The sequence below is a fragment of the Phormidesmis priestleyi ULC007 genome (genome assembly GCF_003003695.1).
Lineage (GTDB): Bacteria > Cyanobacteriota > Cyanobacteriia > Leptolyngbyales > Leptolyngbyaceae > Phormidesmis_A > Phormidesmis_A priestleyi_A.
In genome coordinates this window covers 1-10,314 of the sequence record NZ_PVWG01000079.1, presented here as the reverse complement: position 1 = coordinate 10,314, position 10,314 = coordinate 1, and the positions used below count along the sequence as shown (strand labels likewise).

The 10,314-nt window shown below is 49.0% G+C and carries 13 protein-coding genes and 1 pseudogene; 10 read left to right on the top strand and 4 right to left on the bottom strand.

Annotated features, from left to right (window positions below):
• Positions 1-103: 103 nt before the first annotated feature.
• Together C7B65_RS26045 and C7B65_RS29045 are read right to left on the bottom strand one after the other, a co-directional pair.
• A complete protein-coding gene (locus C7B65_RS26045; RefSeq protein ID WP_083583267.1) occupies positions 104-1,033 on the bottom strand; it encodes an IS5 family transposase in 930 nt (309 codons plus the stop codon).
• A gap of 9 nt (positions 1,034-1,042) precedes the next feature.
• Positions 1,043-1,489 (bottom strand): annotated as a pseudogene (locus tag C7B65_RS29045) (catalase); the annotation flags it as partial.
• A 228-nt stretch (positions 1,490-1,717) separates the two neighbouring features.
• Here C7B65_RS29045 and C7B65_RS28190 point away from each other — a divergent pair.
• Together C7B65_RS28190 and C7B65_RS26035 are read left to right on the top strand one after the other, a co-directional pair.
• Positions 1,718-1,894, top strand: coding sequence for a hypothetical protein (locus C7B65_RS28190; RefSeq protein WP_181314509.1), 177 nt, complete (start codon positions 1,718-1,720; stop codon positions 1,892-1,894).
• 214 nt (positions 1,895-2,108) lie between these two features.
• Positions 2,109-3,329: a saccharopine dehydrogenase family protein gene (locus C7B65_RS26035; RefSeq protein WP_073075268.1), complete on the top strand. Its 1,221-nt coding sequence runs from the start codon at positions 2,109-2,111 to the stop codon at positions 3,327-3,329.
• A gap of 14 nt (positions 3,330-3,343) precedes the next feature.
• Here C7B65_RS26035 and C7B65_RS26030 read toward each other — a convergent pair whose 3' ends face one another.
• Positions 3,344-3,628: a Rossmann-fold NAD(P)-binding domain-containing protein gene (locus C7B65_RS26030; protein ID WP_244913297.1), complete on the bottom strand. Its 285-nt coding sequence runs from the start codon at positions 3,626-3,628 to the stop codon at positions 3,344-3,346.
• Positions 3,629-3,838: 210 nt separating this feature from the next.
• Between C7B65_RS26030 and C7B65_RS26025 the strand changes: the two genes are divergently transcribed.
• Both C7B65_RS26025 and C7B65_RS26020 read left to right on the top strand, forming a co-directional pair.
• On the top strand, positions 3,839-4,570 hold the full coding sequence (locus C7B65_RS26025) for a ParA family protein (RefSeq protein ID WP_073075267.1): 732 nt from the start codon (positions 3,839-3,841) through the stop codon (positions 4,568-4,570).
• A 9-nt stretch (positions 4,571-4,579) separates the two neighbouring features.
• Complete coding sequence (locus tag C7B65_RS26020) at positions 4,580-5,383, top strand: ParB/RepB/Spo0J family partition protein (protein WP_073075266.1); 804 nt, start codon at positions 4,580-4,582, stop codon at positions 5,381-5,383.
• A gap of 43 nt (positions 5,384-5,426) precedes the next feature.
• Here the strand turns inward: C7B65_RS26020 and C7B65_RS26015 are convergent, their stop codons facing one another.
• On the bottom strand, positions 5,427-5,669 hold the full coding sequence (locus tag C7B65_RS26015; protein WP_073075265.1) for a type II toxin-antitoxin system ParD family antitoxin: 243 nt from the start codon (positions 5,667-5,669) through the stop codon (positions 5,427-5,429).
• 197 nt (positions 5,670-5,866) lie between these two features.
• On the opposite strand from C7B65_RS26015, the gene C7B65_RS26010 reads away from it, so the two are divergent.
• The 6 genes from C7B65_RS26010 to C7B65_RS25980 all read left to right on the top strand — a co-directional run bounded on the left by C7B65_RS26010 (position 5,867) and on the right by C7B65_RS25980 (position 10,098).
• The gene (locus C7B65_RS26010; protein WP_073075264.1) at positions 5,867-7,324 is read left to right on the top strand and encodes a class I SAM-dependent DNA methyltransferase; all 1,458 of its coding nucleotides are present in this window, start codon (positions 5,867-5,869) and stop codon (positions 7,322-7,324) included.
• Positions 7,325-7,376: 52 nt separating this feature from the next.
• Positions 7,377-7,595: a type II toxin-antitoxin system HicB family antitoxin gene (locus tag C7B65_RS26005; RefSeq protein WP_073075263.1), complete on the top strand. Its 219-nt coding sequence runs from the start codon at positions 7,377-7,379 to the stop codon at positions 7,593-7,595.
• Entirely contained in the window at positions 7,595-7,915 is a 321-nt protein-coding gene (locus tag C7B65_RS26000; RefSeq protein WP_219898748.1) for a type II toxin-antitoxin system HicA family toxin, read from the top strand. Before C7B65_RS26005 ends, C7B65_RS26000 begins: the two co-directional genes overlap by 1 nt.
• A gap of 2 nt (positions 7,916-7,917) precedes the next feature.
• Positions 7,918-9,357 (top strand): PDDEXK nuclease domain-containing protein, encoded by a 1,440-nt coding sequence (locus C7B65_RS28590; protein ID WP_244913298.1) that lies wholly within the window; start codon positions 7,918-7,920, stop codon positions 9,355-9,357.
• Positions 9,358-9,482: 125 nt separating this feature from the next.
• Entirely contained in the window at positions 9,483-9,728 is a 246-nt protein-coding gene (locus C7B65_RS25985) for a type II toxin-antitoxin system RelN family antitoxin (RefSeq protein WP_073075262.1), read from the top strand.
• A complete protein-coding gene (locus tag C7B65_RS25980; protein WP_073075261.1) occupies positions 9,718-10,098 on the top strand; it encodes a type II toxin-antitoxin system RelE family toxin in 381 nt (126 codons plus the stop codon). The genes C7B65_RS25985 and C7B65_RS25980 overlap by 11 nt, the downstream gene beginning before the upstream one ends.
• The last annotated feature ends 216 nt before the right edge of the window (positions 10,099-10,314 follow it).

The window sequence follows — 10,314 nt, the reverse complement described above, 5'->3', positions numbered from 1 at the left end:
ACTTCTATTAGATTGTCCAATTGAATGGCGAGGTTGGCACTGAGTATGAATACTCATCGCAAAGGTGGGATGCTCCCAGACTTAACCTTGAGAACACTATTAACTAAGCTTCAACTCGATAACTATCGGGTTTTGCGATCTGGATCATGCGATTGAGAGCTGCACATTTAATCACCAACTCCACAGCTTGATTGTCAAAATCACGCGAACTGAGACTCCCCCCAAAGATCGTCTTGAAGCGGAACATTGTCGTTTCTGCTAATGAACGGCGATGGTAGTTGCTCTCTTGTTTCCAGGCTTTACGCCCAACTTTCCGGACGCGACGGAGATTCTCATCTCGGTTGTGCCGTTCTCCTTGAGTGTTGCCATGTTTCCAAATCTTGGCCCCTCGGCGTGGGGGAATCGTTGCCCTAGCTTTGCGGTCTCGAATGGCATCGTAACATTGCCGTTGGTCATACGCTCCATCGCCGGAAACTTGGTCGATGTCTCCGTCGATTTGATCTAATAATTCCGGCAATACTTGCCCATCGCTGATGGCATTGGTGGTGACAAAAGCCGCGAGAATCTCTCCGGTTTGCTCATCAACACCGAGGTGCAGTTTACGCCAAGTCCGCCGTTTACTGATGCCGTGTTGCCGCGTTTTCCACTCCCCTTCGCCATACACTTTCACCCCCGTCGAGTCTACGACCACATGCTTCGCGTCTGTTTTCGGTAATACAGGAAGCACGATGGACAGGCTGCCCAGTCGCCGAGACACCGTGCTATGGTCGGGCACTGGCAACTTGATGCCCATCAGTTCAAACACCGATTCCACGAATCCCTGGCATTGTCGTCCTGCCAGTCCATAAATCGATTTCAGCGTCACCATCGTGGTGATGGCTAAATTGCTATACAGCAGTGAAGCACCCGGTTTACCGCTGAAGGTTGGCACAATCCACGACTCCAGAGCCGATTCATCGACCCAGAACGTCAGGCTTCCTCTTGGTTTCAATCCGGCGTTATACTCAGACCAGTTGCGGATGCGGTAGCTCATTGCGTTAAATAAATCTAGGTAATCCTGCGCGTTCCGAATCGCAAAGACAGGGTGATTCACCAGGGTGAAATCGTGAGTCTGCAAATGCTTTTCGCCCTCTAGCACCTTTTCACCTTCAACACCCAATAGCTTAACAGCAATTCCGCGCGTGTCTCCCTTCGCATCCGCCTGCGATTCACGAGCCCCGTTGGAAAAGCGCACCCAGGCCGGAAACGTGCGCGGTTCCCGGAAAAGCCCCACCTTGAGCGCCTCAGGCAGATGGTTCTCAATGATGAATTCAGCTTTGACGCAGCCGTGATGCTTGGCATGGGCATCCCGCTTGGCGGGTCGAATGTTACCAGGATAATCGGTCTTCAGCAAGGTCAAACTAATCTGCTCAATGGCTTGAATAATGGCTGCTTCACTCGCTGGAATGCATTCTTGACCCAGTGCCAGCCGTTCGCCTTGATGTTGCATCGTCGTTTACTCCTCGAAAGTCTACTGTGGTTGTCAAGAGCTAAACAGGCGCTCATGACTACATCGCGCTGCAATCAGGAAGCACCAAAAGCGCTAAAGCTTGAAGATGAGCAGATTCAGTCCTGCGTCCTGGTTGACTGACAAAACTGTTTTGGGATGAAAGGCAGGCTAGAAGGGAAGGAGAGCATGATTTATGCTGGAAAGTTACCACACCTAACAGCAAAAACAATGGCTCCCACTTCCCGACTCTATAATGCGTTGAATGATTTTCTGCGTCAATATGGCATCGTGTGGCAGGATGCTCGTCACCTGCAAACGCTTTGCTGGATGATGATTGACATGATCCAAAGTCAAAACGTGCATCTCAATGGCTTTGGCGTATATAGCGTTTATCAACCTAGTTAAGTACGGTAACAACAGTGCGTAAACCAACCCAACCAATCCTCTTTTGTCACTTCTGAGAATGCGTCATCCAACGCTTTGAGCAACTCAGGATAAGTCCTGGCACCGTGTCGTAACCACCCTAAAGCAAGGGAATTTTTCTCCTTTTGTGTAGTTGCCTGTTATGAACTCCTGTTGCAGGATAGATGAGTCGTCTAGTGCTAGGAATCTTGCTGCAATGTCTGATCGTTCCTATGATGTCGTTCTCTATGGTGCCAGTGGCTTTGTTGGCAAACAGACCGTCCACTATTTTGCCAATCACGTTTCTGACTCAGTGCGCTGGGCAATAGCAGGACGAAATCGCCAGAGATTAGAAGCGGTTCGAGATGAGATGGGTGTAAGCGTAGATGTGCTGGTTGCCGATAGTCAGGATCAGCCAGCCATCGATGAGATCGCCGCTCAAACCCAAGTCATTCTCACCACGGCTGGACCTTTTGCGCGCTATGGCAATGCTTTAGTTGATGCCTGTGTTCGATTCAAAACGCACTATGTAGACATTACGGGAGAAACGCCGTGGGTCAGAAGGCTGATCGATCGGTATCAGGCGCAGGCAGCGATCGACGGCACACGCATCATTCCTTGCTGTGGGTTTGACTCCGTTCCCTCTGACCTCGGCACTTACTTGATGGTTCGGCATCTACAACGCGAATTCAATACGTCTTGCCAGCAAGTGAATGCGTACTTTCAAGCAGCGGGTGGCTTTAACGGTGGGACTCTGGCATCTGCGTTTCATCTCTACGATTCAGGAGCGGGCGCACAGATGAGCGAACCCTTTCTGCTGAATCCCGTGAAGACACAGACTCAAGCTGATTTGGATCGTAACCGCGATCCTCAAATGCCAGCCTTTGATGCAGACCTCAACACGTGGGTTGCACCTTTTTTCATGGCACCTGTGAATACTCGTGTAGTTCGTCGCAGTGTTGCGCTATATGAGGAATGGCAGGAACCGTATGGAAGGGACTTTATCTATCAGGAGTACCTCAAGTTTGATGAACCATTTGCAGGGCTAAAAGCAGCGGGCGTGACAGCAGGACTTGGACTCGTTGCGGGACTTCTTTTTCAACAGCCACAGGTGAGATCGCTGCTCCAGCCGATGCTGCCGCAAGCTGGCAGCGGACCGTCTGAGCAAACGATGAACGAAGGTTGGTTCTCCTGCGAACTTGTGGGGACGGCGATCGATGGGCGCAAAGTCCGGGGACTGATTCGGGATCAGGGCGATCCTGGCAATCGAGCCACGGTCAAGCTGGTGTGTGAATCTGCTCTGAGTTTGGCATTGCACGGGGAGGAGCTACCCGGAGGGCAGACAAGGGGCGGAATTCTCACGCCTGCAACTGGGTTAGGGGATGTGTTGGCACACCGATTGCGCTGTGCTGGAATGACTCTAGAGATAGGCTTGTAAACAATGCGAGCATTTTACCAAGGCAGCACTTCTCCATTCGCGTGCCAAAACGTTCCGGTATTCTCTAAAGTCATTGCATCGATCCGTTGCAGTAATTCCTGCACAGAAACTTCTGGCGTAATTCCATGGGTCGTAAATCCGGTCATGCGAGTTTGCACTAAACCTGGATGCAGAATTGCGACTGCAATCCCGCGTCCCTTTAGGTCATACGCTAGCGACTTCCCTGCCATCGACAATGCCATCTTCGACATCCGGTAGCCATAGGAACCGCCAGAAGTATTGTCCTCAATCGAACCCATTCGGCTGGTCAAGCGTTAATTGAGAGTTCTCCTTGAAGGTCTAGCGTTCAGCCATTCAGCCTGTAGTTTGCTGAACGAAATATTTCAGTGGAGTGAAGGCAACCTTACTCATTAGTTTTTAAGAAGGGTTTCTCAAGAGTTTAGAAAATAGCGGTTCTTATTGATAGCGAAGCCTGTATCGTTTACTTATAGACATGACGTGGGTTATACATGACGCAACATCGGGTTGCTGTGGCGGCAAGAAAAGGAGGAGTTGGCAAGACCACGATCGCCTGTGGAGTTGCCTCGGTTCTGGCTAAGCAGGGTAAGCAAGTCTTAGTTGTTGATCTAGATCCCCAATCAAATGCAGCTTACGCATTGGGAGTAGACCCGACCGCACCTGGCACGGCTGAACTTTTGACGGGCAATCAACCGAATCCTTTAGAAGCAGCGTCAGGGTTATATGTGCTTCCAGGTGGACCCAATTTAACAAATCAGACAATCCAGTCGCTCCATCCTGAAGACCTGGCAGATTTGGTGAAGGTCATGCCCTACGATGCGGTCATTTTAGATTGCCCTCCAGGGAATGAAAGTTTGGAGCGCTTAGGATTGGTTGCAGCGCAGACAACGCTTGTTGTTACCAATGCTCACCCTTTCGCCATTATGGGAGCCAACCGAGTGATGGGTATTTTGGAGAGCTACCGAAATAGAGAGCGTAGAGGACCAAAGCAGTGGGCATTGGTTCTATCTCAAGTTGATGAACGACGAGCATTAGATAAAGAGCTTCCAGCTCAGTTAGTGCAACGCTACTCTGATATTAAGCACTTCACTGTTCATCAAGACACGAACCTTTCACAGGCTGGGGCGCAGCAGATACCTTTGATGAACTATGCGCCCCGATCGAGATCGGCGACGGAACTGACCGCGATCGCGCAATGGGTGATGGAAATAGCTACGGATTAAGGAGCAGAAATGGCAAGACGACGCAGCGCAGCAGAATTGTTGGATGCAGCCGATTCCGCAGGGACTGCTATTCAGGCAAAGGATCGAGAAGCAGAAGCAAAGGCTGAATTAGAACAATCTCGACCGTCGGTTTTGCCGTTAGGGAAGATTCTAGATCGCACCAGTGACACGAGAGAACTGAGCAATCAGCATGTGAGCGATTTAGCGGAGTCGATCGCGGTACTGGGGCTTCTAGAACCATTGGTAGTTGATAGACGGGGCAGGTTGCTAGCGGGTGGACATCGCAAAGCAGCAGTGTTTGTGCTGAAAGAGGCAGATCCTACTGCCTATGCAAAACAATTTTCAAACGACCTCGTTCCGGTCAGAGTGGTCGATTTTGATGCTGAGGAAAATCCAGACCTGGCGCTGCAAGTTGAAGTTACAGAGAACGAGAAGAGAAGGGACTATACACCAGGGGAGGTTCGAGCATTAGCCGAGCGATTGCGGGATTCGGGTTACGCGGATGTGAAGGGAAGACCAGCGAAGGGCGAAAAAGCTCTGCGACCAGCCCTGGAAGTGATTATCGGCAAGAGTATTCGGACGGTTCGGCGCTATTTGAATACGGATATCGAGGAAAGTGTGACAGATGTCCGGCTTTCTGGGACGGAAGACAGCAATACTGTTGCAACGTCGCTGCGTCGTTTGCAGACTGAGCTAACCCGTTGGCAGAAAGCCTATGCTGAACCGGGAACTCCTGAACTTGAAAGCATCACCAAAAATGTGACTCGGCTGCTGAAGCGCGTTGACACGGCTCTGAAGAAAGAAAAGGGTTGAGCGCTGAGCGTGTAGCGATTTTGCATTAGAGAGTCTGACGAGTCTACTCAAGTCCCAGCAGTTCTTGAATCACATCTTCGCTGTCGAAGACTTCTCCTCGATCGCGCTCCTCGATGCCGATCGCAATCTCCTTCTTGAGCGTTGTAAGACGTATCTCCCGCAAGCGATCGCGCTCCTCAAGCAAGCGCAGTGCCTCTCGTACCACTTCGCTGGCAGAGAGGTAGCGACCACTCTTGACCTTGCTGTGGACGTATTGCTCAAGCTCTGGAGTGAGGGAAACGTTCATAAGCAAAGCCTTGAAAAAGGCTAACGGAAGGAACTATCCAATTCTGCTGTGAACAGCAAGGAATGTCAAAGTTTGTCATTCGCTCTTCTCAATTATGCCGCCTGATGCCAAGATAGAGTAGTCTTGCGGTCGATGCGGCGGCGTTATATGCAGCACCATCGCTTACTCTCCTCTCTAAAACTCTGTAGAAAAGCTAGATGTTTGAGCAAACGTTTAAAAACATTGATGACGTTCTCTGGAAGGAGGCGGGCTGCACTACAGATCTGGACTATACAGAGCAAACGTCCTGGCTGCTGTTTCTGAAGTATCTGGATGACCTGGAGCATGAGAAGGCGCTGGAAGCCGAGCTAGTGGGCAAGTCTTACACGTTCATTGTGGATGGGTCGCATCGGTGGTCGTCTTGGGCTGCGCCAAAAAAGGCAGATGGCACCGTCGATCATGACAACGCTCTGATTGGCGATGACCTGATTGATTACGTGAATCGACAGCTATTCCCTTACCTTCAGGGGTTCAAGTTACGAGCTACCAGCCCAGCCACGATCGAGTACAAGATCGGTGAGATTTTTAGCGAGATTAAGAACCGATTTCAGAGCGGCTATAGTCTGCGGGATGCGCTGGAGTATGTGGACGAGTTGCGGTTTCGATCGCAGCAGGAGAAGCATGAACTCTCGCACCTGTATGAAGCCAAGATTCGGAATATGGGCAATGCGGGGCGAAATGGGGGGGAGTATTACACGCCGCGTCCGCTGATTCGCGCCATAATTCGGGTGGTGAAGCCGCAGATTGGCGATCGCATCTATGACGGTGCTTGCGGGTCGGCGGGGTTCTTGTGCGAGAGCTATGACTATTTGCGCCAGGGCAAGCTGACGACGAAACAGCTTGAGCAGCTTCAGACCAGCACGTTTACGGGCAAGGAGAAGAAGAGCCTCGCTTATGTGATTGCCATCATGAACATGATTTTGCATGGCATTGATGCACCCAACATTATCCACACCAACACGCTGACCGAAAACCTGAGCGATATTCAGGACAAAAACTGCTTTGATGTGATTCTGGCAAATCCGCCCTTTGGCGGCAAGGAACGCAAGGAAATTCAGCAGAACTTCCCGGTCAAAACGGGGGAAACGGCTTTCCTGTTTTTGCAGCATTTCATCAAAATTCTGAAGGTGAGCGGCAGAGCCGGAGTGGTGATCAAAAATACGTTTCTGTCGAACTCAGATAATGCCTCCCACGCCCTACGTCAGGAACTCCTCAGCAGTTGCAACCTCCACACGATTCTGGATTGCCCTGGTGGAACGTTTATTGGAGCCGGAGTTAAAACGGTAGTGCTGTTCTTTGAAAAAGGCACACCCACTCAGAAAATCTGGTATTACCAACTCGACCCAGGACGGAATATGGGCAAGACTAATGCCCTGCATGACGATGACCTGCAAGAGTTTGTAGAGTTACAGGCTACGGTTGCCGAGACTGAAAAATCTTGGCTGGTGGATATCGCCGATGTGGAACGGGAGTCGTTTGATCTGTCAGTGAAGAACCCGAATAAAGCAGCGGAATCTCCGCTCCGAGAACCGCAGGAAATCATGGATGAGATTGCGGCATTGGATGCAGAGAGTGCAGAGATTTTGGCTGGCATTGGGGGGATGTTAGGCGGTTGATAGACTGTATGAGCTTGCCTTGGGGTTTCAAAGTAATTTGGGAGAAATAGTTATGAAAAATATCAAAATCATTGTCGAAAAACATCCCGATGGCTATGTTGCTTACCCATTAGGGATTCAGGGTGTTGTAGTGGGTGAAGGGGATACCTACGAAGAAGCTCTCGATGATGTACGCTCTGCGATTTTATTTCATGTCGAAACGTTTGGACAATCGGTACTGGAATCTGAATCCTCAATCCTCGAAGCCTTTGTGGCAGAGGCAAGCGTGTAATGGCAAAGTTTCCAGTTGATGCACCCAAAGCAAAGGTCATTAAAGTGCTTGAGGGGTTGGGGTTTTCAATCGTCAGAGAGAAGGAGCATATTTCTATGGTTAGACAAAATCCTGATGGAACTAATACTCCCTTAACGCTGCCAACCATAACCGCATCAAGGGTTCTACGCTCAGAAGTATCTGCACTCAATCTGGCATTTCACGAGATGATTTTATTGCTGCTTATGAACAAGTGTAGAGAAATATCGGTTCTGCTTGCAGCTTTTAAGGTAGAGAGTGAAGAGGTTTTGGCAGGGATTGGGGGAGTGGTATGCGGGTGAGAATGGACGGGGAATATTCAGCAGTGGAATGGGAGACAAAGAATCTTGGTGACATCTGCGAGAACCTCGATAGTAAGCGAGTGCCTGTTACCCAATCTTCAAGAAAAGCTGGAATTATTCCTTACTATGGAGCTTCCGGCATTGTTGATTATGTTGCCGATTATATTTTTGACGAGGATTTGCTTCTAGTCTCTGAAGATGGTGCCAATCTTCTGGCACGAACCTATCCAATAGCATTCTCAATTAGAGGAAAAGCTTGGGTAAATAACCATGCTCATGTGCTTCGATTTGCTGAAAGAACCACGCAGAGTTTTGTCGAATATTATTTAAACTCTATTTCCCTTGAACCATATGTGAGCGGCATGGCACAGCCAAAGCTCAACCAAAAATCGCTAAACTCGATCAATATTCTAATACCACCAATCCCTGAGCAGAAGCGGATTGTGGCGATTGTAGACCAAGCCTTCGAGGGAATCGATCGCGCGATCGCCAACACCGAAAAGAACCTCACCAACACCCACAAATTCTTTGAAAGCTATCTAAATTCCATTTTCACTCAGAGAGGCGACGGGTGGATTGAAAAGCGATTAGGGGACATAGCAACCTTTAGGAACGGACTCAACTTCACAAAAAATAGCAAAGGTGAATCAATCAAGATTGTTGGTGTGAAGGATTTTCAGAACAATTTCTGGATTCACGAAGATCAGTTAGATTCTGTGACACTAGATGGAGATTTAAAGGAAATAGATATCCTACGAAAAGGAGATATATTAACTGTTCGTTCAAATGGGAATAAGGAACTAATTGGGCGTTGTGTGCTGGTAGGCGAGCTTTCTGCAAAGACTTCACACTCTGGATTCACAATCAGAATTCGCATAGAAAGAGAAGATATCCATCTTCCATTTATAGTTCACTTTCTAAAGTCCAGGGAGTTGCGAAAACAGCTAGTGCTGGATTTTCTAAATCTGAGCGATCGCTATCTCGAAAAAGACCTTGAAGATGCCATCCTGCGAGAAATCGAACAATTTTTGTTAGAACTGGGTGCAGGGTTCACCTTTATCGCCCGCCAAAAGCGATTGCAAATCGACAACGACGACTTCTACATCGACTTGCTGTTCTATAACCGCAAACTCAAACGCCTCATCGCGATCGAGCTAAAGCTGGGCAACTTCCGCCCCGAATATAAAAGTCAGATGGAGCTTTACCTGCGCTGGCTCGCCAAATACGAACAAGAGAGCGACGAACTCCCCCCATTGGGAATCATCTTATGTGCAGGCAAAAAGCAAGAGCAGATTGAACTCCTAGAACTCGATAAAAGCGGCATTCATGTCGCCGAATACCTGACCGTACTCCCTCCCAAAGAAGTGCTGCAAAACAAACTGCATGAGGCGATCGTTTCCGCCCGTCACCGACTGCAAGCCTCGAAAGATGAGCCATCATGAACGAAGCCAACCATGACAAATTGATTAATCACCACCACCGGAGCGATTGATTCATGCTGATTCAGAAAATCATGACTCACTGGAAGTAAATTGGATCGACGCAATTAACACCACCATCACCCTGTATGAGAGCAATTGAAGCCACAGCAACTATTGATGAGAGCGGACAACTGACCCTCGATCGATCTCTAGACGTGACCAAACCCCAGCGCGTTCGCGTCATCGTCTTACTTTCCGAAGATGACGACCCTGATCCTGATGAAACACCTACTGAAACTATGATTGAAGGAATTCATCAAGGATTACGCGAGGCTTTGGCTGGGCAAACAATTCCTCTATCGAAACTGTGGGAGGGGATTGATGCAGAGTGAACCATCACCCGCATCGATCGCCCTGACTCCCCGTTTCCAACGAGACCTTCGAGACCTTGCCAAACGCTACCGTTCAATTCGTACTGACCTCCAATCTCTAATCGCCCAACTTCAAGCAGGTGAAACTCCCGGCGATCGCATTGCTGGCATTGCATACCAAGTTTTCAAAGTTCGTCTCAAAAACAGCAACATTCAAAAGGGCAAAAGTGGAGGCTATCGCGTTATTTACTACCTGAAAACTAATACAGAAATCATACTCGCCACCATCTACTCTAAATCTGACCTCTCAGATGTTAGTAATGAAGTAATTGAAGCAGCGATCGCGCAATACGAGCAAGAAATTCAAACAGCAGACAACTCAGATTTTTAGGCGTATGCAAGCTGAAGAATTCGATAAAAAATTTGATCGAGGGGAAGATGTCATTCAGGAACTTGATTTATCGAAAGCCAAGCGTCGTAACAATCTTTGTCAAAGTCCAGACATCACTCAGCCCCGTGCCCCTGGACTCCTAGTAGAGAGTCAAGGTTGAATTGAGGGATAAAGCCGCTTCAGTTTGACGCGAGCATCTGCGGTGGTAAATCGCCA